Source organism: Candidatus Pelagibacter sp. PS_44, assembly GCF_059417735.1.
In genome coordinates, this window is sequence record NZ_CM182063.1 from 722,442 (window position 1) to 744,889 (window position 22,448).

Here is a 22,448-nt window from a genome sequence, read left to right on the forward strand (position 1 = left end):
TTATATTAAATTTTCTGCTACCCATTTATGAAATTGATGGGTTGGATTATCCATTATTGGAGAAAAATTTCCACCATTATAAGTAGGAGAATTTCTTCCTTCTTGCATACCTTCAATAGCTTTTATATCTTCTTTCATTACTTCTTTCCAAAATTCAGAATTTTTTTTTCTCATTTCAGCTAATTTGCTTCCATTTGCACTTTCATCACCTATATAATACATAAATAAGTGCTCTCTTGTTTCACTAATAGATTTTGGCTCCAACCAAAAAATATAAAAATGATCAATATGCAAACCAATCATAACATTAGGAAATAGAGCGATGTATTCAGCTTTTTTTTTTAAATCTTCTGGCCAATTTGGAAAATTATTAAAACTTTTTTCACCTTTAACCGGTTGATCATATTTATTTGTTCCTTGCCCAGCAAATCTATTGGGTAGACCTTGTATGTGGTAATGATCAGTTATATTTGAAACTTTGTTGAGTTCTGGATGTATCCAGGGCAAGTGGTAACTTTCACAGTAGTTTTCTATAGCGAATTTCCAATTACATTTAACATCAAGATTAAAATACCCATGATCTTTCGAATATTTAATCAAATTTTGGTCTTCTTTAGATATAAATTTTGACCATCTTTCTTCAAGAGGCTTTATATATTCCTCAAACTCTAGCTCATTATTATTTATATTAACAAAAATTATATCCATCCATACTTCAGTTCTAACTTCTTTTAAATTACTAGAAGATTTGTCAAAATTCTCTATTTCATGAATGTCCAGACCTCCAATATGAGGTGTTGCAACTAATTTTCCATCAAAATCATAAGCCCATGAGTGATAGGGGCATCTCAATACATTTTTTAATGAACAAGGCTCATCTATAAGCTTAAATCCTCTATGGCTACAAACATTATGAAATACTCTTATTTTTTTTTCCTTATCTCTAAGAATAATAAGAGGAATGCCTAACAAACTATAGGGTTGAGCATCTCCTGAATTGGGTACTGAGCTTGCCACTCCAATTACTGACCATTTATTCATGAAAATAGCCTCTCTCTCAAATGATAAATAGTCCTTACTTATATAGCACTCGTTGGGTAAGCCATGAGCTGTTTCAATAGGGTTTCCAACAACCCTGATTTTGTCCAAATCTAAAATCTCTGAAAGTTTAAAATATTTGGTATTTTTGGACATAAAAAAAATTATCACTGAGATTTATTTTGGCAACAAATATCTTTGTCCACAAGATGAATTTCTTTGACAGCTTTTACAAAAAAGATAAAGATCAAAAAAAAATGAATTTTTCTCTTGAGGTTGGACCTCACACTGATCTTGAAACATTGCCACCAGTTAAAGATGTTTATGTGACTATGCTACCAGGTGGAGACTATAAAGAAACCGCAGCAAAATCTGGTGATTTAGTTAAAAAAGGTTTCAATCCAGTTCCCCATTTTCCAGCAAGATCAATTTTAGATGAGCAGCAGTTAAAAGATTTTATCACAAGATGTAAAGATGTTGGTACAAAACAAGCTTTAGTAATAGGTGGTAGTAGAGATCCAATTGGAAAATTTGATAGTTCAATACAAATTTTAGAAACAGGATTTTTTGAAGGAATTAAAATAGGAATAGCAGGGCATCCGGAAGGTAGTCCTGATATTTCTGATAAAGAATTAGAAAAAGCTATGATGGATAAAAAACCTTACGCCGATTATATAGTGACTCAATGGTTACTAGATAGTCAACCCATTGTAGATTTCATTTCTAAGCAGTCAGTACCAGTGCATGTGGGAATTACTGGGCCAATGAAAATATCCAGCTTAATTAAGTTTGCTAATATAGTTGGGGCGAAAAATTCCATAAATTTTCTTAGATCTAATTTTAGTAAGGCATTAGATTTATTGAAACCTAAAGACCCTAATGATTTAATTGGGAAAGTGAAAGAGTTTACAGGTAACTTCCACATTTATACATTCGGCGGCTTGAAGGAAACTAACAAGTGGTTGAAGGAGAATGGTTATGTCTAATGAATTTGACTATACTAAACTAAAACATGTAACTTCAGTTGATCAATCAGATCGTGAAGTACCATATAACTTAAGACAAAGTGGTCCTACAAAAGTTGAGATGTTAATTTCAACAAGAGTAAGAAAATCTCCATACTGGCATTTATCTATGCAAGCTGGTTGTTGGAGAGCAACTGTATACAATCGTATTTATCACCCAAGAGGTTATGTAAAACCTGAAGATGGTGGAGCGATGGTTGAATATGAAGCAATTAAAAATCACGTTACAATGTGGAACGTTGCTGTTGAAAGACAAATTAGAGTTAAAGGTCCAGATGCAGAAAAGTTTACTGACTACGTTATAACTAGAGATGCAACTAAAATCTCACCCATGAGAGCAAGATATGTAATTTTATGTAATGCTTATGGTGGTGTTTTAAATGATCCTATTCTTCTTAGAATTTCTAAAGATGAATTTTGGTTCTCATTATCAGACTCTGATATTGGAATGTATCTTCAAGGTGTCAATGCTGATGGAAGGTTTAATTGTACTATTGATGAGATTGATGTTTGTCCGGTACAAATTCAAGGACCTAAATCAAAAGCTTTAATGAAAGACCTTTGTGGAGATCAAGTTGATTTTGACAATATGCCTTTCTATGGTTTAGCTGAAGCAAAAATTGGTGGCAGAAGTTGTGTAATTTCACAATCTGGTTTCTCAGGTGAAGCTGGATATGAAATTTATTTAAGAGATGCCACTAAATATGCTGACGATATGTGGAATGCTGTTCTTGCTGCAGGTAAAAAACATAGCCTGATGGTTATCGCTCCTGCTCACCACAGAAGAATTCAAGCTGGAATTCTTTCTTGGGGACAAGATATGGATCAACAACATAACCCTTACCAGTGTAACCTTGGTTATCAAGTGTCACTTTCAGGTAAAGGTGAGTGGAATAAAAAAGCTGACTATGTTGGAAAAGCTGCTTTAGAGAAAATGGGTGCAGAACTTAAGGCTGGTAAAAAACCTTACAAACTTCAGTTAGTAGGTCTTGAGTTGGGTGGAAAACCAATTGAAGAATATGCTCCTGACTTTTGGTTAGTGTCACCTGAAAGCGGTGGAGATCCTGTAGGATTTATCACATCTCCTTGGTATCACCCTGAAAAAGGTCAAAATATAGCAATGGGATATGTGCCATTTGATGGAACATTAAATGCTAATGGTTTCCCTAAGGGTAAAGTTGGAACTAAGTACAAAGTTCATTTACCTGCTAAATATTCTGACGCACCAGGAACACCAGTTGATGCTGTGGTAGTGGATATTCCATTTACAGAATCTTATAACGCAAACACTAGAGAAGTCGTTAAAGGTTAAATTAATTATTTGGGGGAGACTTATTCTCCCCCACTAATAATGACAAAAACATTCCTAATCGTAGTTTGCATAATAATTGTAATTGCTTTAATACTCTTTCCACTATTTGTTTCTTACAAAGCTCAGAAAAATAGTAAAAAAAATAAATAATGTTTGGTCAATTTTTAAATATTGTTGTCAGGTCTATTAAATTAGATAAATCTCTCTACAAAGATAATAAAAACTTTGGTGAGGCAGCAGTATACTTTGCTGGTCTTATCATGATATTGGATGGTTTAGCTGGGGCAGTTGCTGCAAACACTGTTATTAAAACTGCTGTTGCAATGTCTGGCTTAACTGCCATTCTTACTTGGTTTGTATGGGGATTATTTATTTATGTGATCGGTGTAAAATTATTTCCAGATAAGGAGACAAAAGTTTCATTTAAAAAAGTATTAACAGCAGTTGGCTATGCTCATGCACCAGGGCTTTTAAGATTTTTTGCAGTAACTCCAGATTTAATGATCCCAATAATATTTCTAACTCAGTTTTGGATATTTGCAGGATTAATCATTTCAACAAAACAAGTTTTAAATCTTAAGTCCAATTTTAAATCATTTGGAATAGTATTTTTAGCATTTTTAATAATTGCTTTTCTTTCAATATCTTTTGTTATGAGTAAAATGAATAGTTTACCTATAAGCAATATCAGTTAAATTGGAAATATTGTTTTAGAAGTTTTACAAGAACTGCAAATTTTAAATCCTGTTAAAATTAAATTTTGAGAAACACTTTCGTCTTCTTTTTTACATTCTTCACAAAAATTATCAATTTCTTCAAAGTCTTCTTCTACTTTACCTTTATCATCTTTATTCATGATTTATTTAATCCTGCTTTTTTTACAAAATAAAGTCCTACTAGTACTGCAAATAATGATACTAAAACTTTATCGGTAATTAATTCATCTAAAAATATGTAGCTTAAAATAATTCCAAAAATAGGTATCAAATAAGAGACTTGGGATTGAAATATTAATCCATTATTTTTTAAAATTTTAAATCTTAACAACCAAGCAGCTCCTGTTGAAACCATTCCTAAATAAACTACTGATATTGTGGACTCTATACTGGGTACTGAGTTCCAAGGCTTTTCAAAAAAATAAACTAAAGGTAGTAAAATTAAAACAGCCCAAATTAATATAGATCCTGTTACGTTTTCATTTTTCTTTTTACTAATTTTAAGGGTTAGAACGCCGCCAACAACATAACATGTTGATCCAAGTAAGATTAATAATGCAGAAATAAAATTGTTATCATTAATCAGTATGTCGTCAGAAAATAAATAAATAATTCCTGCGAAACCAATTAAAATTCCAAAAGTTTTAAGTGCATTAAATTTTTCATTTTTTGTGTAAAAATGACCTAATACAGTTGAGCTTAATGGTGTTGTAGACATTAATATTGCTGCCAAGTTACTTTGTACTGATTTAACACCGTAAGCTATTAGAAAAAAAGGTAAAACTAAATTTACAAAACCTATTATAGCAAACCAATACCAATCTTTAGAGAATGCCTCCACTCTTATCTTTTTGTAAAAACATAACAATAGTACTGGAATAGATCCAAAAAAAACTCTTAGAAAAGCAATTGTAACAGGGCCAAAAGACTCTGTTGCAATTTTAATATTAAAAAAAGCTGAAGCCCAAATTAAAGCTAGAATTACTAACAGTATATAATCAATTAATTTAGGTTGTCTCATTCAATTATATTTTCAACTTTTCCATTAGTGATTTTTTGAATATTGGTAAAATTTATTTTAAATACACAATTTGGATGTCCTGCTGCTGCAAATAGCTCTTTAAACCTTTCTAGGGAATTGTCTATAATAATTTCGATTTGCTTTAAATGACCAATGGGTGATACACCACCAATTGTATATCCTGTTTGAGATTTTACGTCCTCTGGATTTGCCATTGAAACATCTTTTTTGTTAATTATTTTTTTTATTTTATTCAAAGAGGCTCTCTTATCACCTGCAACCAAACAAAGTATAAAACTATCATTTGTTTTAAATAATAAACTTTTAACAATTGCTCCAACATTACAACCTAATGCTGTTGCCGCATCTTGAGCTGTTCTTGCTGATTTATCTAAAACAATAACCTCTAAGGATTGATCAAAATTCTTCAGAGATTTCTCGGCTCTTTTAACTGGCTCTTTGTCTAATAAACTCATAATTCAACTAACAATTGATTGATAATTTAACAAATAATGATGTAATTCATATGTAAAAAACGCATAGGTGTTATTAATTAATCAAGCAATATAATTAAGATATTTTTTGATAATTTAATTTAACAAAATTTAAAAAGGAGAGATCATGAGTGCCAAAAATGTACTAAAATTCATTAAAGAAAAAGAAGCAGAGTTTGTTGATTTAAGATTTACTGATCCAAGAGGAAAACTTCAACATTTAACTATGGATTCTACAATTGTAGATGAAGATATGTTAAATGATGGTGTGTTTTTTGATGGGTCATCTATAGCCGGATGGAAAGCTATCAATGAGTCAGACATGATTTTAAAACCTGATACTTCAAGAATGATTATGGATCCATTTACATCTCATAATACGTTAGTACTTTTTTGTGACATCCTCGATGCAGTAAAGAGATCTCCTTATGACAGAGATCCAAGAGGAACAGCTAAAAAAGCTGAAGAGTATTTAAAGAAATCTGGTATTGGTGATAAAGCTTTTTTTGGTCCTGAGCCTGAATTTTTTGTTTTTGATGATGTAAGAATTAACAATGATCCAAACAATACTGGTTTTAAAATAGACAGTAAAGAAGGCCCTTATAATTCAGGGACAGAATATGCAAATGGAAATATGGGACATAGACCTCCAGTAAAAGGTGGCTACTTTCCTGTTCCTCCAGTAGATAGTGAACAAGATATGAGAAGCGAATATCTAAAAAGTCTAAAAGAAGTTGGGATTAAAGTTGAAAAACATCACCACGAAGTAGCTCCAAGTCAACATGAACTTGGAATGTATTTTGGTACTCTGGTTGATCAAGCTGATAATGTTCAGTTGTATAAATATGTAGTTCAAATGGTTACTCATTCTTTTGGAAAAACTGCAACATTCATGCCAAAACCAATTGCAGGTGATAACGGTTCTGGAATGCACATTCACCAATCAATATGGAAAAATGATAAACCAGTTTTCTCTGGAGATGCATACGCTGGATTATCAGAAACTGCACTTCATTACATTGGTGGAATTTTAAAACATGCTAAAGCAATAAATGCATTTTCTAATTCTACTACTAATAGCTATAAAAGATTGATACCTGGCTTTGAAGCTCCAGTGCTACTTGCTTATTCTGCAAGAAACAGATCTGCTTCTTGTCGTATACCAATTTCATTAAGCAAAAATGGAGCAAGATGTGAAATAAGATTTCCTGATGCCTCAGGTAATCCTTATCTTACTTTTGCTGCAATGCTTATGGCTGGACTTGATGGAATTAAAAATAAGATACATCCAGGTGAGTCGTTTGATCAAGATCTATATGATTTACCTCCTGAAGAAGTTAAAAATATTCCAACTGTTTGTGGTTCATTAAGAGAAGCAATGGAAAATCTAGATAAAGATAGAGAGTTTTTAACTGAAGGTGGAGTATTTACTGACGATCAAATTGATGCTTACATTGCATTAAAATTTGAAGAGATACATAAATTTGAACATGCACCTCATCCTGTTGAGTTTGAGATGTATTACAGTAGTTAAATATAATTACTGTCTAGTTGTTGCTATTGTATCTTTGTTAATTCCTTTTTTAACAACATAATCCTGTGTGCCATTAGCACCAGTATTTACCTCTGTTCTAAGAGTTTTAAAAAAAGTTCTTTCTTTTAAAGACTTCTCCAGTGATTTAACAAGATTTTTAAATTCAAATTTATTCATATCCAATTAATACACTAGATATGTGTTATTTGCAATACAGATATGCGTATAATTAATATCAAATTTTAAAAGACTCTCCACAACCACAACGTTCAGACTCATTGGGGTTATTAAAGACAAAAGAGGATGAAAATTCCTCCTTTTTATAGTCCATTTCTGTGCCCAATAAATACATTACAGCTGCCGCATCAACAAAAACTTTAACACCCTTATCTTCTATAATTTCGTCTGTAGGATTAATTTCTTTTGCATACTCCATAACATAAGACATTCCAGCACAACCTCCAGATTTAACTGCAACTCTTACACCAATAGAATTTGATTCTTTATCTGACATTATTTCTTTAATTCTATTAGCCGCATTATCGCTTAATCTAATTATAGGATTCATTATAAATTTAACTCCAGTTTAGCAGCTTCTGACATCATTGATTTGTCCCATGGTGGCTCAAACACTAAATCAAGATCTACTTCTTCTATACCCTCTACTTGCATAGCGCTGTCTTTAACTTCTTTAGGTAAGCTTTCAGCAACTGGACAGTTTGGAGTGGTCAATGTCATTATAATTTTAGCCTTATCATCTTTTACTTTAACATCATAAATTAGACCTAATTCATAAATATTAACTGGTATTTCAGGATCATATATTTTTCTAATTTCAGCTATTACTTGTTCTCTTAAGTCCATAATTTAATCTAATCTTTCAGTATTAATTTCTTCTTTAGTATTGTCAATTGCAGAAACTAAAGTATGCCATGATAAAGTTGCACATTTAACTCTCATTGGATATTTTTTTACTCCAGATAAGCACATTAATTTGGTTTTTTCATCCTCTTTTAAATTTTCTGAATTTAATTCAGGGTTTTCTTTTATCATTCCTAAAAAATCTTCAACAATTTCTTTAGCTTCATGTTCATTCTTACCTTTAATTAAGTCTGTCATAATTGAGGCTGACGCCATTGAGATAGCACAACCACTACCTTCAAAAGAAATATCTTCTACTATTTTTTGTCCATTAAGTTTTAAATAAACATGTACATTATCACCACATAAAGGATTATGTCCTTTAGCATCTTTATTAAAATTTTCAGTTTTTCTAAGATTGCGTGGATTTTTACCATGCTCTAGTATTATTTCTTGATATAATTCTTTTAAGTTCATTTTTGGTTAAATATTTTTTTACAATTATTTATTGCATCATTAAGTATATCTAAATCTTCTCTTGTATTATAAATTCCAACAGATGCTCGCGAACTTGCAGGTATATTTAATTTATCATGTAGAATTTGACAGCAATGATGACCCGCTCGAATTGCAACTCCATCTCCATCTAAGATAGTTGCTACATCATGTGGGTGAATACCCTCAATAGTAAAAGATAAAACCCCACCTTTATTTTTAGGATTACCAATTAATCTAACTGAATTATTTTTTTGTAATAGTTCCTGCCCATATTCAACTAAGTCAGCTTCATGTTTCACCACATTATCTATACCAACTCTTTCTAAAAATTTAATAGACTGATCAAATGCAATCACTTGAGCTGTAGCCATAGTTCCTGCCTCAAATTTATTAGGAAGATCGCCATAAGAAATTCTATCTTTTTTAACCTCATTGATCATTCCACCACCACCTTGATATGGAGGCAATTCTTCTAACCATTTTTTTTTACCATACAAAACACCTAAACCAGTAGGGCCATACATTTTATGACAAGAAATAGCATAAAAATCACAATCAAGATCTTGCATATCTAATCTTAAATGAGGAGCACCCTGACAACCATCAACTACAACAATTATACCTTTTGAATGAGCAAGCTCTGTTATTTCTTTAATTGGTAAAATAGCACCTGTAACATTTGATAAATGTGTAATTGAAATTACTTTTGTTCTAGAAGTAATTCTTTTTTCAATTTCTTCTAATGTTACTTCACCATCATCATTAATTTCAGCAAAATTAATTTTTATATTTTTGGATTTTCTTAGAAAATGCCAAGGTACATAATTAGAATGGTGCTCCAATTCAGTGATAAGCACTTCATCACCATCTTGTAAATAATTTTGACCCAATATATTTGCAACTAGATTAAGTGCTTCTGTTGCACCTTTGGTAAAAACAATTTCATTTTTATCCTTAGCATTAATAAACTTTTGAACTGAAGTTCTTGTGTTCTCATATAAATTAGTGGCAGCAACAGCAAGATAATGAACACTTCTGCCTACATTAGAAAATTCTTTACTATAAAATTCATTAATTCTATCTATTACAACTTTTGGTTTTTGAGAAGAATTTGCACTATCTAGATATACTAAATCATTATTTTGAATTTTTTCATCAAAAATAGGAAACTCTTTTTTTATCTTGTCTATATTCATTCTTTAAGTCCAATCATATTTTTTATTAAATTTTTTATTTCAGAGTCAGTTATTTTTTCTATTACATCTAGTAAAAAACCATTAATTAAAAGTTCTCTAGATTGTTGATAATCTAACCCCCTAGACATTATATAAAATATAGAGTCCTCATCTAAACTACCTGATGCTGAACCATGTGAACATTTAACATCATCTGCATAAATTTCTAATTCTGGTTTTGCATTAAATTCAGATTCTTCATTTAATAAAATTGCTTTACTTAGTTGATATCCATCTGTTTTTTGTGCTTCTGAATTAACAAATATTTTTCCCTGATATACAGCTTTTGAACTATCGTTTAAGACACTTTTAATTAATTGATAGCTTTTAGTATTTTCTGTTAGGTGATTTATGGTAGTTCTAACTTCATGGTGTCTATTATTAGAAAGTGAAAAAATACCATTTATAAATGCTGATGAATATTTTCCATTTAAATTACAATTAATCTCATTCTTAAAGAAATGTGATCCAGATGATAAAATAAACGTTTCTGATAAACTGTTAGCAGCTTGTTCAATATTATTAAAAGAATATTTTACATTCGTATTTTCTATTTTATCAATTTTATAATTTTTTAAAATTGCATTTTGTTTTAAATCAAAATTATAAAAAATATTTAAAAAATTTTTTTCTGAATTATCATTAAATAAATCTATTAATCTCAAGGAGCTATTTTCTTCTAGTTGAAAATCTAAGCTTAAATTTATGTTTTTGGACTTAATCTTATCATTCGTTAAATGATAAATTATTAAAGGTTTTTCTAGTTGATAATCTTTTTTAATTAAGATTTTATAAGATTTATTGGTAAAAGCCTTATTTAAATCAATTAAAGAGTTAAAGTTATTTGACCTGTTGTCAATTTCTGGCTCATCAATTATTTTTATCTTATCTTTTTTTTCATAATCAAAATCAATTTTTTCAATTCTGCCATTTACAAAAACGATCTTGTTATGTTCTAGCCCATCAATAAATACTGATGCATCAATCTTATTTGATAATGAATAATCATTATAAAAGCTTAGATCACCAATATTTTTTTTAATTATTTGATTTAAATCAGAAAATTTCCAATTTTCATCTCTTCTATTTGGAAAACCTGTTTTTATAAATTCATTTAAAGAGTTTTGTTTAAGTTCAATATCTCTTTTGGTAAAACTTGAAGTTTTTATAATATTATCAAAATCTATTTGAAGTTGTTCTTTCATTAAATTAAAAACTTTCATATCCTTTTTTTCTAGTTCTAAAGCTAATTCTGCTCCACCAGATTTAATAATCTTTCCATCTTTCAATACATGCACAAAATCAGGTTTAATATAATCTAGTAGCCTCTGGTAATGGGTAATTATTAGAAAAGAATTTTTCTTATCCCTTAAAGTATTCACCCCATCAGCAACAATTTTTAAAGCATCAATATCTAATCCAGAGTCGGTTTCATCTAAGATTGATAACTTTGGTGCTAACAATGACATTTGCAAAATTTCATTTTTCTTTTTTTCTCCACCAGAAAAACCAACATTTAATTGTCTATTTAGTTTTTCTTCATCAAACTTAAGTTCTTTTGCTTTTTCTTTTACTAATTTTAAAAACTCGATGGCATCAAGCTCCTTTTCACCTCTTGCTTTTTTTACTGCATTTAATGAAGTTTTTAAAAATATATTTGTATTAACTCCAGGAATTTCTAAAGGATACTGAAATGCTAAAAAGATACCCTTGTGTGCTCTTTCCTCTGTTTCTAAATCAAATAAATTTTTATTTTCAAAAAGAACCTCTCCTGAAACTTCATATCCCTTTTTACCTGATAAAATATTTGATAATGTACTTTTTCCAGATCCATTTGGACCCATTATAGCATGAACTTCTCCTGGGTTTATTTCAAGAGAAAGTCCTTTTAAAATTTCTTTACTATCTATCTTTGCATTTAATTTATTTATCTTTAACATTACCCAACACTTCCTTCCAAACTAATGCCAACTAACTTTTGGGCTTCAACAGCAAATTCCATCGGTAACTGTTGCAATACCTCTTTACAAAATCCATTCACTATTAATCCAATTGCTTCTTCTTGACTCAAACCTCTTTGCTGACAATAATGAAGTTGTTCTTCACTTATTTTTGAAGTTGTTGCCTCATGAGCAATATTTGATTCTGAGTTTTTGTTTTTGATATACGGAACTGTATGTGCTCCACACTTATTACCCATTAACAATGAGTCACATTGAGTATAATTACTAGAATTTGATGCTTTAGAGGAAATATCAACTAGACCTCTGTAAGTCATATCTGAAAATCCTGCGCTTATTCCTTTTGAAATAATTTTACTCTTTGTATTTTTACCTAAATGGATCATTTTTGTACCCGTGTCAGCTTTTTGATGGTTATTTGTAATCGCAATTGAATAAAACTCTCCAATTGAATTGTCCCCTTTTAAAATACAACTTGGATATTTCCAGGTAATAGCAGATCCTGTTTCTACTTGTGTCCATGAAATTTTAGAATTTTTACCTTTGCACAATCCTCGTTTAGTAACAAAATTATATATTCCACCTTTTCCATCTTTATCACCAGGATACCAGTTTTGAACTGTAGAATATTTTATTTCAGCATCATCTAGTGCTATCAACTCTACATTTGCAGCATGCAATTGATTTTCATCTCTCATAGGAGCTGTGCAACCTTCTAAATAACTTACATAACTTCCTTTATCTGCAACAATTAAGGTTCTTTCAAACTGACCTGTATTTGAGGCATTAATTCTAAAGTAAGTAGATAGTTCCATCGGACATCTTACGCCTTCAGGTATATATGCAAATGAACCATCGGTAAAAACAGCAGAATTAAGAGTTGCAAAAAAGTGATCAGTTGTAGGAATTACAGATCCTAGATATTTCTTAACTAGTTCAGGATGATTTTGAATAGCCTCCGATATAGGACAAAATATAATTCCTAGCTTAGACAGTTCTTCTCTAAAAGTTGTGGCAACTGAGACCGAGTCAAATACTGCATCAACTGCAATACCATTTAATCTTGCCTGTTCTTGAAGTGGGATCCCAAGTTTTTTATATGTTTCTAAAAGTTTTGGATCTAATTCGTCTAAACTTTTAGGTTTATCATCCATACTTTTTGGTGCTGAATAATAATATAAATCTTGATAATCAATTTTTGGATACTTGGGTTTTTGCCAATCTGGTTCTTTTAATTGTTTAAATCTTTCAAATGCTTTTAATCTAAAATCAAGCATCCATTTAGGTTCTTTTTTAATATTTGAAATAAATTTAATTACTTCTTCATTTAAGCCTTTGGGCGCTGTTATACTTTCAATGTCAGTTGAAAATCCATATTTATAATCTTTTAATTTTTCTATTTCTTTTTCTCTAGCGTCCATTTTAATTTCTACTTTCTGATGAGTTGCTTATAAGGTCTTTTAAATTTTTTTGTTCAAAAAAATGATTGATATGGATTTCAAGTTCGTCCCATAAATTATGAGTGATGCATTTTGTGGTCTTACTATTGCATCCCTTTTTAGACTCCTTCTTGCATTGAACAGTTTTAACTTCTTCATCTACAGCACTAAGTATGTTTGCTAATTTAATTTCTTCTGGTTCTTTGTTTAAGATATAACCTCCATTAGTCCCTCTAATGCTTTTTACGATATTATATTTTTTTAACTTAGAAAAAATTTGCTCTAAAAAATCCAAAGAAATTCCTTGTCTTAACGATATATCTCTCAAAGGTACTGGATTAACGCTATTGAACTTAGCAAGGTCAGCTAAAGCCATTACCGCATATCTACCTTTCGATGTTAATTTCATATTTACCCTTATTTAAGAAGGTTTTTTATATAAACCTGACCAAATTAGTCAAGTATCCAATATGAAAAAAAGATAACATATTGTCGCTTAGTTATGATAAGTGTATTTTTTTTTGAGAATAATAATCAATATCATTTATGGATAACAAAATAGTAGAAGTTTTCATACCTGGGCCTGCTGGAAGATTAGAAGCAAAATATTATAAAAGTAATAAAAGCACTTCACCAATAGCGTTGGTGCTTCAGCCACATCCTCAATATGGTGGAACAATGAACAATAAAGTTGTTGTTGATACATTTCATACATTCATGGAAAATGAATTTTCAGTTTGCAGAGTTAACTTTAGAGGTGTTGGTAAAAGTGATGGTGAATTTGATAATGGCCAAGGAGAATTAGCTGACGCAGCAGCCGCACTAGATTGGCTTGAGAGAGAAAACTTTGATAATTCTCAATGTTGGATTTCTGGATTTTCTTTTGGTTCATTAATTGCAATGCAATTATTAATGAGGAGACCTGAAATAAATAGATTTATTGCAATATCTCCTCAGCCAAATGTGTATGATTTTTCTTTTTTATCTCCTTGTCCAACTTCTGGATTAATGATCTATGGAAAAAAAGATGAACTAGTTCCAGTTGAACATATTACTGAACTTGATAAAAGATTAAGTGCTCAAAAAGGAATTAAAGTTGACTTTCAAGTTATAAGTGATGCTAATCATTTTTTTTCAAAGACTGAAGATATTTTAATGAAACATTTAGATAAATATATTAAAAAAGAGTCTGCTTTATTTTAAAGTTAATAATTCTTAACTAAAATTCCACCAGTGCAAGATTTTTTAACGTTTGTTGTTTTAACAAATGAAATTTCCTTTTTAAGTAATGATCTTATTGCAAGATATGCAAAAGCCTGCGATTCTATAAAATCGCCATTAATATTATAATCGTCAATTAAATCTAAATTAATATTATTTGGTAGTTTGTTTCTGATATTTTCAATTAGTGTTAAGTTTCTTCTTCCACCACCACAAACTAATAAATTAATCTTATTAGTTTTATCTTTTTTTGCGTTTTTAATTATTGAGTCACAAATAATTTCACTGGTAAATTTTGTCAAGGTTGAGAGTCCATCTTCATAAGATAAACCTCTAACAAAACTTAAATCAAAATCTTTTATATCAAATGAGAGATTTTTATTTTTGTTTATATTTTCAAAATTTTCAGTAGCTTGGTTCAAGATGATTTCATCTATTTTTCCAATACTTGCTACCCTGCCATTTAAATCATATCTATAACTAGTATGCTTTCTAACCCATTCATCTAATAAACAATTACCAGGCCCTATATCATAACTTATCAGATCATCATTTTTATTTGATGTTATGATAGTAATATTTGCTATGCCTCCAATATTTAGAATAAAAACTGGTAACTCAATTCTATTTTTATTTATTATTAAATTATGAAAAATTGGTGCTAGTGGGGCTCCTTGACCGCCATTCGCTATATCATTAGCCCTAAAATTATAAATTACATCTTTTTTTAAAAGATTAGATAATAATGACCCATCACCTAATTGTTTTGAAATTTTTTGGCTTGCATCATGAAATATGGTTTGACCATGAAAACCAATTAAATCCACCTCATGATCACTTTTATTAATAATCTTATTGCAAATTTCTGCATGATATAAAGTGATTTTTCTCTCAATTTCAGTTATTAATTCAGAATTAACAATTATATCATCAGCAGAATTAATCTTGTTTCTTAGATTTATTAAATCTTTATATAAAGCCTGATCATATTCAAAGAATTCATCAAAAGTTGACTCATATTCATTTTCCCCATCCGATCTAATAATTGAAGCATCAATCCCATCCATTGAAGTTCCACTCATTAAACCTAAAGAGGTGTAAAATTTTTCCATTCTTAATTTTTAAATAAATATTGTATATTCTTGATAGCATATTTATGAATATTTTTTTAAAAGAATTTAAAGAAAGAGGTTTTTTTTACCAATGTACCGGAGAAGAAAATCTATCTCAATTACTTGATAAAGAAAAAATTAATGCTTACATTGGTTTTGATTGTACAGCTGAAAGTCTTCATGTTGGAAGCTTGCTTCAAATTATGTGTCTTAGATTGCTGCAAAAACATGGTCATCGACCTATAGTGTTACTGGGTGGAGGGACAACTAGAATTGGAGATCCATCAGGAAAAGATAAAACTAGAACTATTTTATCAGAAGAAGAAATTGAAAAAAATATTAAGAATATTAAAAAAATATTAAAAAATTTTTTAACTGATACTAACCCAAAAACAAAACCTATATTCGTAAATAATTATTCTTGGCTAAAAAACTTAAATTACATTTCTTTTTTAAGAGATATTGGAAAACATTTTACAATAAATAAGATGTTAAGTTTTGATAGTGTTAAAACTAGATTGGAAAGAGAGCAATCTTTGAGTTACATGGAATTTAATTATATGATTTTACAAGCATATGATTTTCTTGAACTAAATAAAAAAGAAAATTGTATGTTGCAAATTGGTGGTTCTGATCAATGGGGAAATATTGTCAATGGTGTTGAATTAATTAAACGATATTCAAATAAACATGTTTATGGCCTCACTACACCTTTAATAACTCTAGCCTCTGGAGCAAAGATGGGAAAAACAGAATCTGGTGCTGTTTGGTTAGATAAAAGATTTCTTTCTGGTTATGATTATTGGCAATTTTGGAGAAATATTGATGATCGTGATGTTTTAAAGTTTTTAAAAATTTTTACAGATATTACATTGGAAGAAATTGAAACTGTTAAAGATAAAAATATAAATGAACTAAAAATTTTATTAGCAAATAAAACTACTGCTATGCTACATGGTGATGAAGAAGCAAAAAGATCTGAAGAAACAGCAAAACAAACGTTTGAGGGTAGAGTGCTGGGAGACAATTTACCAACTATTCAAATTATGAAAAAAAAATTAGGCAATCAACTTAACATCATAGATCTAATAGTTATGTCGAAGTTAGAGAATTCCAAAAGTGAAATTAGAAGATTAATTAAAGGAAATGGCGTTAAAATTAATAATCAAACTATCTCTGATGAAAAAATGCTTATCTCTAAAACTTTGTTTAAGGATAATTTAATAAAGCTCTCTTTAGGTAAAAAAAAACATATAAAAGTAGAATTAATTTAGTTCTTTTTTAATTTTTCTAGAGTTCTTGTAATAAATCTTGGTGTTAAAGTTTTAACAGGATTAACAGTAGTTGATAAGTCTTCTGGTGGTCCTTTAATTTTAAAGCTAACGCCAAATACTCCCTCTCCAACCTTATCTCCAATTAATAAATCACCTACAAATGGTATCGAAGCAATGGATCTATTTACTGTTGTTGCTGGCACTAACGTTCCTCGTAGACTAACTAATTTTTTACTTTCTATATAACCATCCATTAATATCGATACAGCTGGCCCTATGGCATACATTTCATCAATATTAGTAAGGCCTTTTTTATTAGAAAATCTCATTTCGAGGTCAGTAAATCTTATTCCTTCACCAGTAAGAATATCTGCTATTCCCTGAAGTGAAGCTAAGCTTAAAAGTTTAGCAAAAATAGGAACTTTTTGAACTTTAAAGTCATCAATAATTAACACTGAGTTCGATACACCATCCTTTTTAATGGATTTAAAATTTAAATTTCCTTCTTCAAATCCTTTTATAAATTTATATCTCTTAATTAATGGTTTTGGGTAATCTGTAATTAGACTTGTGGTAGTTTCCTTTGCATCATTAATTAACACTGTAAGTGAAATCTTTTTATCATTTGGAAAGTCTGCATCAAGTATTAGATTGTTAATCTTATTATTTTTTAAAATTACATATCCTGATAAATTATTGAGATGATTAATTTCATCAATATAAGTTTTTTTAATATTTATATCGACTCTACTGTTAAGATTTTCAAAAATAGAAGAATTTTCATCATCGCTGTCCATGATATTATCAATTAGCTTTGATAAATCTAGGTTATCTCCCTCAACAATAAAATTGGAACTATCTTTTCTTAAATTGATTTTATTAAGAATTTTATTTTTATTTTTATAATTGATATTAGCTTTTTCTATATCTAAAACTTTAAAATTTTTATCTAGCTTTAAATTGTTAATCAAAATTTTATTTTTGTTTTCTTCTAAAGAGATAGTTTTAAATTTAAGTAAGTTTCCTTTTTTGAAGTCCCCATTTATTATAATTATAGAGTTTACATCTTCTTTTTTTTCATAATTTAGAGGAGCAATTTGGAAGGAATTATTTTTAATATTAAATTTAGTATTAAATGAAAATTGATCATTATTCTTAATAATCTCATAAGTTATTTGTTCAGATTTATCAGTAAAAAAAATACTACCAGTTCCTTTCACTTTCAGTTTGTCTTTTTTGTAATTAATTTGAATTTTATTTTTTTCAAATAATATTTCTTCTTTTGTGTTTTTTAAATACGCACTTAAATCAATAAATTTTTTAGAAAAAATTAACTTATCTAAGTCAAGTGTAGTTTCAATATCAAGTTTATTAATCTTAAATTTCTTATTAATTTCAAATGAAAGTTTGTTGTTAGAGCTAAATTCAATTTCATTTATATCTTTAAGATTAATTAAACCTTTGGATATAAAATTTAAATCATCACCATCTAATTTTTGATTTTTTGTTAAAAATATTCCATCTATTAAATATAAATCTTTTTTTTTTTAATTTCAATCAGCGGTGAATTAAATTTAATTTCATTAAAAGAAGTTTTAATTTTACTTAATGAATATTGATTTTTATTTAAATTAAATAAAAAGTTTAAATCGTTAATGGTTGACTGATTTAATAAATCCAATCTTGCATTTTTAATAGATCCTTTGATCTGATAGTCATTTTTAATTTTACCATTAGTATCAAAGTTTATACTAGCATCAACTTCAATTGAACCATCCTTAATAATTTTACTTAAAATAAATAATTGAGGAGAATTGTGAACTTCTCTAGTAAAGAATAATAAGTCTTTAATCTTTATTTCAGCAGTTGAGATTTCTAAATCATTAATTAAATATTGATTGTTGATAAAAGATTTTATTGAAATATTTGTTTTAACATTCTTTATATCAATCAGTTTATCATCAATTGATAATTTGGAATTGTTTGTCGAAATATTTATACTTAAATCTTTTAGATTTAATAAATATTTAACATCATTTATTTGAAAATTAATTTTACTGTTAACTTCTGAAATGCTTTTTTTAATCTGATTATTAAATTTTTCTGTTTTTAAACCAAATATGCTTAGATATAATATTCCTAGGATTAAGACTAAAATAACAGTTAATAGAGTTTTAATTATTCCTTTAATCATTTTACTTTATATAGGGAACTCTCTAAAAAGTCGTCAATTTCTCCATCTAGCACTTTATCAGGATTAGAGCTTTCAAAATTGGTTCTGTTATCTTTTACCATTCTATATGGGTGTAAGACATAAGATCTAATTTGGTGACCCCATCCTATTTCTGATTTTGAAGACTCTAAATTTTGACTATCTTTTTCTTTTTTCTTCATTTCAAAATCATAAAGTCTCGCTTTAAGCATATTCATACAGGTTTCTTTATTTTTATGTTGAGATCTTTCATTTTGACACTGAACAACTATTTTAGTTGGTAGGTGCGTAATTCTAACAGCGCTGTCTGTTGTATTAACATGTTGTCCTCCTGCACCACTAGATCTGTAAGTATCTATTCTTAAATCTTTTTCAATAATTTCAATATCAATATTTTCGTCTACTATAGGATACATCCATACGCTAGCAAAGCTAGTATGTCTTCTTGCTCCTGAGTCAAATGGAGAAATTCTAACCAATCTATGAATACCTGACTCAGACTTTAGCCAACCAAAAACATAGTCACCTTCAATTTTAATTGTTGAAGATTTTATTCCTGCTTCGTCTCCTTTATGCTCACTAATTAATTCTGAGTTAAAACCTTTTATGTCAGACCATTTTAAATACATTCTTCTTAGCATTTCTGCCCAATCTTGACTTTCTGTGCCTCCTGCGCCCGCATGTATTTCTACATAGCAATCTAAACTATCGGTTTCATTAGACAGGAAACATTTTGTTTCATTCTCTTTGGCTGTCTTTTTTAATTTTATAATACTTTCTAAAACTTCTTTAATTATTGATTGATTTTTTTCTTCTGTGGCTAAATTATTTAATTCATCTAAATCGGTAAGAGATACAGAAGTATTCTCATATGAATTTATTAAGTCTTCATATAGCTTTTTTTCTTTAATTATTTTTTGTGAGATAGATTTATTCTGCCAGAAATTACTTTCTAACATCTTTGTATTATTTTTTTCTAATTTTTGACGAATATCATTTTTTTCAAAGATACTCCTTAACTCTGTGGTTAATTTTTTCGATTTCTAATTTGTGATTTATGTATTCGTTATCCATTAATAAAACCTTAATATATTATTGTTTTTTAATCTATTGTTAATATCTTGATTTGCTAAATTATCATCAGGTAAATTTTTATATGCCTCAATTATGGTTGATTTAGTTGATGAGCTTGGTTTTTTTCCAGTGATTGGATCTATTACCTTCATGATAATATTATCTGCAACTTTGAATGGTCTAGCTTCTTCTTTTTTAACTGCGTTTTTTACAAAATTTTTAAAAATTGGTAATGCTGTTTTTGCCCCAGTTTCATATTTTCCTAACGATTTGGGATTATCAAACCCAACATAGGCACCAATTACAAGTTTTGAAGTAAAGCCTATGAACCATGTATCGGTATTGCTATTAGTGGTACCAGTTTTTCCACCAATATCTAAGTTTAAATCTTTTAAATTTTTTCCTGTACCATTTTGAACGGTACCTTCTAGTATTGATGTCATTTGATAAGCAGTTTCAGAAGAAAAAATTTGTAAAAATTCGTCTCTAATATTTGGGTAATTTTCACTTAAATAAGAAATCTGATCACAGTTAATACACTTTCGTTTCTCATTATTGAATATCGTATTTCCTTCACTATCTTGAATTCTGTCAATCATTATGGGCATTATAAGCTTTCCTCCGTTAACAAAAGATGAGTAAGCTGATGTTAATTTTAATAGTGTTGTTTCAGCTGAACCAAGTGAGATTGATAATAGTTCACTTGGATCTTCGTAAATTTTTAGTTGTTTTGAAAAATTAACTATCTTCTTAAGACCTAGATCTTGGGCTATTCTTACAGTCATCAAATTTCTAGATTTTTCTAATCCCATTCGTAAAGTTGAAGGACCATAGAATTTTTTTCCATAATTTTCTGGTTTCCACATCTTAAGATCTGATCCCTGCTCTAAAACGAGAGGAGCATCTAATATTAAAGTTGATGGCGTATATCCATTCTCAAGTGCCAACGCATATATGAATGGTTTAAATGCTGATCCAGGTTGTCTTAATGCTTGAGTTGCTCTATTAAACTCACTTTTTTTAAAACTAAAACCACCACTTAGTGCTAGCACTCTTCCTGTAAATGGATCCATAACAACTATTCCCCCATTAACTTCGGGTAGCTGTCTTAAAGCAAAAGTATTACCTTTTAATTTTTCAACATAAATTATATCACCAACTTTTAGTATTTGATCAAACTCTTTTTTTACCCAAGAAATATTTTCATATTTTATGATGCCATTTTCTTTATTTTCTGTTTCAACATCTACAAAAAACTTATCAATCTTTATTACTATAGCAATCTCCCAGTTAATTGATTTTTCTAATCTAAATTTATCTAAATTAATATCTTTGTTCCAATTATCTAATTTTTTACTATTAATTATTGGACCTCTCCACCCTCTTCTTTTATCATAACTTATTAGTCCTTCTCTTAAAGATTTTATTGCAATTTTTTGTAAATCTAAATTAATTGGGGTGCTTATATTCAATCCTTGTTTATAGACTTTATCAAACCCTAATTTCTCAACAACATCTTTTCTAATATCTTCTACGTAATAACTGGTATCTTCTGTAAAAGTTTTTTTTCTTTTTTTTAAACTGATTTTATTATTAGTGAATTTCTTGTAATCGCTTTCATTTATGTAGCCATTTTCTAAAAGATTTTTTAACACTAGGTCTCTTCTAAACTTTGCTAATTTAATATTTTTATATGGATTATATCTGCTAGGAGCTTTGGGTAATGCCGCCAACATAGCTGCTTCTTCATAGTTTAATTCACTAATTGGCTTATCAAAATACTCAAGACTTGCAGATGCTACACCATAAGTTCCTTCTCCAAGATAAATTTGATTTAAATAAAGTTCTAATATTCTTTCTTTTGAAAGTGCTCTCTCAATTCTAAATGCGAGAATTGCTTCTTTTATTTTTCTATTTAAACTAACTTCATTTGTTAATAAAAAATTTTTAGCTACTTGTTGTGTTATAGTTGATGCACCTTCTAGTCTTCTTGATGCAATAATATTAGATATATTATTGACCACAGCTCTAAGTACCCCTTTTGCATCTACACCAGGATGATAAAAAAAATTTTTATCTTCAGCTGATAGAAAAGAATTTATAACTTTTTCAGATATTGCTTTATAGGGAACAAAAATTCTTTTTTCTGAAGAGAAATCATTTACTAATTCACCATCTCCTGAGTAAACTTTGCTTGAAACAGCAGGTTTATAGTTCTTTAGAAATTTATAATCAGGCAAATTATTAGAAAAAGCCCATAAAACTGCTATTATTGATAATGCAGACAATAGACCAAAGCTTAAAATTAGTATAAATATATTTTTAATTAATCGATGCATTAACTTTAATATATATATGAATTTGTTAAAGATAAGGCATCAAAGTTAAAACAAAATTTAAAATTATTTAAATATAATGAAA

The 22,448-nt window shown here is 28.9% G+C and carries 24 protein-coding genes and 1 pseudogene; 7 read left to right on the forward strand and 18 right to left on the reverse strand.

What is annotated here, in order from left to right; all coding sequences use genetic code 11:
- Positions 1 to 1,194: an aromatic ring-hydroxylating oxygenase subunit alpha gene (locus AC5SLO_RS04040; protein WP_494572708.1), complete on the reverse strand. Its 1,194-nt coding sequence runs from the start codon at positions 1,192 to 1,194 to the stop codon at positions 1 to 3.
- Positions 1,195 to 1,247: 53 nt separating this feature from the next.
- Here AC5SLO_RS04040 and AC5SLO_RS04045 point away from each other — a divergent pair, with 53 nt between their 5' ends.
- The 3 genes from AC5SLO_RS04045 to AC5SLO_RS04055 all read left to right on the forward strand — a co-directional run bounded on the left by AC5SLO_RS04045 (position 1,248) and on the right by AC5SLO_RS04055 (position 4,070).
- The gene (locus AC5SLO_RS04045; protein WP_494572709.1) at positions 1,248 to 2,024 is read left to right on the forward strand and encodes a methylenetetrahydrofolate reductase; all 777 of its coding nucleotides are present in this window, start codon (positions 1,248 to 1,250) and stop codon (positions 2,022 to 2,024) included.
- On the forward strand, positions 2,017 to 3,375 hold the full coding sequence (locus tag AC5SLO_RS04050) for a glycine cleavage T C-terminal barrel domain-containing protein (RefSeq protein WP_494572710.1): 1,359 nt from the start codon (positions 2,017 to 2,019) through the stop codon (positions 3,373 to 3,375). The genes AC5SLO_RS04045 and AC5SLO_RS04050 overlap by 8 nt, the downstream gene beginning before the upstream one ends.
- A gap of 149 nt (positions 3,376 to 3,524) precedes the next feature.
- The gene (locus AC5SLO_RS04055; RefSeq protein ID WP_494572711.1) at positions 3,525 to 4,070 is read left to right on the forward strand and encodes a hypothetical protein; all 546 of its coding nucleotides are present in this window, start codon (positions 3,525 to 3,527) and stop codon (positions 4,068 to 4,070) included.
- Here the strand turns inward: AC5SLO_RS04055 and AC5SLO_RS04060 are convergent.
- From AC5SLO_RS04060 to AC5SLO_RS04070, 3 genes are read right to left on the reverse strand one after another with little or no spacing between them, the layout of a single operon-like run.
- The gene (locus AC5SLO_RS04060) at positions 4,067 to 4,231 is read right to left on the reverse strand and encodes a hypothetical protein (RefSeq protein ID WP_494572712.1); all 165 of its coding nucleotides are present in this window, start codon (positions 4,229 to 4,231) and stop codon (positions 4,067 to 4,069) included. The two genes, AC5SLO_RS04055 and AC5SLO_RS04060, sit on opposite strands and share 4 nt — an antisense overlap.
- A complete protein-coding gene (locus AC5SLO_RS04065) occupies positions 4,228 to 5,112 on the reverse strand; it encodes a DMT family transporter (protein ID WP_494572713.1) in 885 nt (294 codons plus the stop codon). Before AC5SLO_RS04065 ends, AC5SLO_RS04060 begins: the two co-directional genes overlap by 4 nt.
- A complete protein-coding gene (locus AC5SLO_RS04070; protein WP_494572714.1) occupies positions 5,109 to 5,588 on the reverse strand; it encodes a YbaK/EbsC family protein in 480 nt (159 codons plus the stop codon). The genes AC5SLO_RS04065 and AC5SLO_RS04070 overlap by 4 nt, the downstream gene beginning before the upstream one ends.
- A gap of 145 nt (positions 5,589 to 5,733) precedes the next feature.
- Here AC5SLO_RS04070 and glnA point away from each other — a divergent pair, with 145 nt between their 5' ends.
- On the forward strand, positions 5,734 to 7,140 hold the full coding sequence (glnA, locus tag AC5SLO_RS04075; protein ID WP_494572715.1) for a type I glutamate--ammonia ligase: 1,407 nt from the start codon (positions 5,734 to 5,736) through the stop codon (positions 7,138 to 7,140).
- 6 nt (positions 7,141 to 7,146) lie between these two features.
- Here glnA and AC5SLO_RS04080 read toward each other — a convergent pair whose 3' ends face one another.
- The 9 genes and pseudogenes from AC5SLO_RS04080 to AC5SLO_RS04120 form a co-directional block, all read right to left on the reverse strand.
- Entirely contained in the window at positions 7,147 to 7,317 is a 171-nt protein-coding gene (locus AC5SLO_RS04080; RefSeq protein WP_271480643.1) for a hypothetical protein, read from the reverse strand.
- Between the two features lie 58 nt (positions 7,318 to 7,375).
- Positions 7,376 to 7,708: a HesB/IscA family protein gene (locus AC5SLO_RS04085; RefSeq protein WP_494572716.1), complete on the reverse strand. Its 333-nt coding sequence runs from the start codon at positions 7,706 to 7,708 to the stop codon at positions 7,376 to 7,378.
- Positions 7,708 to 8,004, reverse strand: coding sequence for an iron-sulfur cluster assembly protein (locus AC5SLO_RS04090; RefSeq protein ID WP_481968292.1), 297 nt, complete (start codon positions 8,002 to 8,004; stop codon positions 7,708 to 7,710). The genes AC5SLO_RS04085 and AC5SLO_RS04090 overlap by 1 nt, the downstream gene beginning before the upstream one ends.
- A gap of 3 nt (positions 8,005 to 8,007) precedes the next feature.
- A complete protein-coding gene (gene sufU, locus AC5SLO_RS04095) occupies positions 8,008 to 8,478 on the reverse strand; it encodes a Fe-S cluster assembly sulfur transfer protein SufU (RefSeq protein ID WP_494572717.1) in 471 nt (156 codons plus the stop codon).
- Complete coding sequence (locus AC5SLO_RS04100; protein WP_494572718.1) at positions 8,475 to 9,695, reverse strand: aminotransferase class V-fold PLP-dependent enzyme; 1,221 nt, start codon at positions 9,693 to 9,695, stop codon at positions 8,475 to 8,477. The genes sufU and AC5SLO_RS04100 overlap by 4 nt, the downstream gene beginning before the upstream one ends.
- Positions 9,692 to 10,957 (reverse strand): Fe-S cluster assembly protein SufD, encoded by a 1,266-nt coding sequence (gene sufD / locus AC5SLO_RS04105; RefSeq protein WP_494573782.1) that lies wholly within the window; start codon positions 10,955 to 10,957, stop codon positions 9,692 to 9,694. The genes AC5SLO_RS04100 and sufD overlap by 4 nt, the downstream gene beginning before the upstream one ends.
- 3 nt (positions 10,958 to 10,960) lie before the next feature.
- Positions 10,961 to 11,674: pseudogene (sufC, locus tag AC5SLO_RS04110) on the reverse strand (Fe-S cluster assembly ATPase SufC); the annotation flags it as partial.
- Positions 11,674 to 13,116, reverse strand: coding sequence for a Fe-S cluster assembly protein SufB (gene sufB / locus AC5SLO_RS04115; RefSeq protein ID WP_494572719.1), 1,443 nt, complete (start codon positions 13,114 to 13,116; stop codon positions 11,674 to 11,676). The pseudogene sufC and the gene sufB, both read right to left, overlap by 1 nt.
- 1 nt (position 13,117) lies before the next feature.
- A complete protein-coding gene (locus AC5SLO_RS04120; RefSeq protein ID WP_494572720.1) occupies positions 13,118 to 13,543 on the reverse strand; it encodes an RrF2 family transcriptional regulator in 426 nt (141 codons plus the stop codon).
- Positions 13,544 to 13,692: 149 nt separating this feature from the next.
- Here AC5SLO_RS04120 and AC5SLO_RS04125 point away from each other — a divergent pair, with 149 nt between their 5' ends.
- On the forward strand, positions 13,693 to 14,337 hold the full coding sequence (locus AC5SLO_RS04125) for an alpha/beta hydrolase (RefSeq protein ID WP_494573783.1): 645 nt from the start codon (positions 13,693 to 13,695) through the stop codon (positions 14,335 to 14,337).
- 2 nt (positions 14,338 to 14,339) lie between these two features.
- Here AC5SLO_RS04125 and AC5SLO_RS04130 read toward each other — a convergent pair whose 3' ends face one another.
- Positions 14,340 to 15,467, reverse strand: a complete 1,128-nt coding sequence (locus AC5SLO_RS04130) for an anhydro-N-acetylmuramic acid kinase (protein ID WP_494572721.1) — start codon at positions 15,465 to 15,467, stop codon at positions 14,340 to 14,342.
- Positions 15,468 to 15,511: 44 nt separating this feature from the next.
- Between AC5SLO_RS04130 and tyrS the strand changes: the two genes are divergently transcribed.
- Positions 15,512 to 16,741 carry a tyrosine--tRNA ligase gene (gene tyrS / locus AC5SLO_RS04135; RefSeq protein WP_494572722.1) on the forward strand — a complete coding sequence of 410 codons (1,230 nt, stop codon included), beginning with the start codon at positions 15,512 to 15,514 and terminating at the stop codon, positions 16,739 to 16,741.
- Here tyrS and AC5SLO_RS04140 read toward each other — a convergent pair.
- Entirely contained in the window at positions 16,738 to 17,961 is a 1,224-nt protein-coding gene (locus AC5SLO_RS04140; RefSeq protein ID WP_494572723.1) for a hypothetical protein, read from the reverse strand. The two genes, tyrS and AC5SLO_RS04140, sit on opposite strands and share 4 nt — an antisense overlap.
- Positions 17,962 to 18,025: 64 nt before the next feature.
- Here AC5SLO_RS04140 and AC5SLO_RS04145 point away from each other — a divergent pair, with 64 nt between their 5' ends.
- Positions 18,026 to 18,241: a hypothetical protein gene (locus AC5SLO_RS04145; protein WP_494572724.1), complete on the forward strand. Its 216-nt coding sequence runs from the start codon at positions 18,026 to 18,028 to the stop codon at positions 18,239 to 18,241.
- A 25-nt stretch (positions 18,242 to 18,266) separates the two neighbouring features.
- Here AC5SLO_RS04145 and AC5SLO_RS04150 read toward each other — a convergent pair whose 3' ends face one another.
- From AC5SLO_RS04150 to AC5SLO_RS04160, 3 genes are all read right to left on the reverse strand, one after another.
- Positions 18,267 to 18,935, reverse strand: coding sequence for a hypothetical protein (locus AC5SLO_RS04150; RefSeq protein ID WP_494572725.1), 669 nt, complete (start codon positions 18,933 to 18,935; stop codon positions 18,267 to 18,269).
- Positions 18,932 to 19,963 carry a peptide chain release factor 2 gene (gene prfB / locus AC5SLO_RS04155; RefSeq protein ID WP_494573784.1) on the reverse strand — a complete coding sequence of 344 codons (1,032 nt, stop codon included), beginning with the start codon at positions 19,961 to 19,963 and terminating at the stop codon, positions 18,932 to 18,934. The genes AC5SLO_RS04150 and prfB overlap by 4 nt, the downstream gene beginning before the upstream one ends.
- Before the next feature lie 63 nt (positions 19,964 to 20,026).
- Positions 20,027 to 22,366, reverse strand: coding sequence for a penicillin-binding protein 1A (locus tag AC5SLO_RS04160; RefSeq protein ID WP_494572726.1), 2,340 nt, complete (start codon positions 22,364 to 22,366; stop codon positions 20,027 to 20,029).
- Positions 22,367 to 22,448: the final 82 nt, after the last annotated feature.